This window comes from Corallococcus praedator (assembly GCF_003612125.1).
Lineage (GTDB): Bacteria > Myxococcota > Myxococcia > Myxococcales > Myxococcaceae > Corallococcus > Corallococcus praedator.
In genome coordinates this window covers 1-425 of sequence record NZ_RAWI01001158.1, presented here as the reverse complement: position 1 = coordinate 425, position 425 = coordinate 1, and the positions used below count along the sequence as shown (strand labels likewise).

Sequence of the window (425 nt, the reverse complement as noted above, 5' to 3'; positions counted from 1 at the left end):
GGGTCGGCGACCACGCCCCCGACCTGAGCATCCACGCCGTGCTCGCCGACCCCGACTGGGTCGTCGGCGACGAGCTCGCCGACCTGCGTGCGGCCTGCGACGACGCCGGGGCCACCCTGGTCCTGCGTCCGGTGGCGGTGGGCGACGGCAGCCCGCGGCACGACCCTCGGCGTCTCGCCACGGCGTACGCCGACGTGGTCGAGGGGCTGACCGGCACCACCGCGACCCCCGTCTAGCGCACCACCGCCGCACGGCTGCGTCACCGGGGGCCCGCACGGCGTGTCGTCGGCGTGTCGTCGGCGTGTCGCGGTCCGACGACTGCCGGGACCGTCGGCGCGGACCCGGTCGAGGCGTGATTGGATCGCCCCCATGGCGATGACGGCACAGGTCAAGGCGGAGCTCGCCAACATCCCGGTGACGAAGAC

At 75.3% G+C, this 425-nt stretch carries 1 protein-coding gene; it reads left to right on the top strand.

Features of this window, described 5'->3' with window-relative positions; translation table 11 throughout:
- Window positions 1-236, top strand: a 236-nt coding sequence (locus D7Y13_RS46500; RefSeq protein WP_208734680.1) for a hypothetical protein, incomplete at its 5' end; no start/stop codon positions are given.
- Between the last annotated feature and the right edge of the window lie 189 nt (window positions 237-425).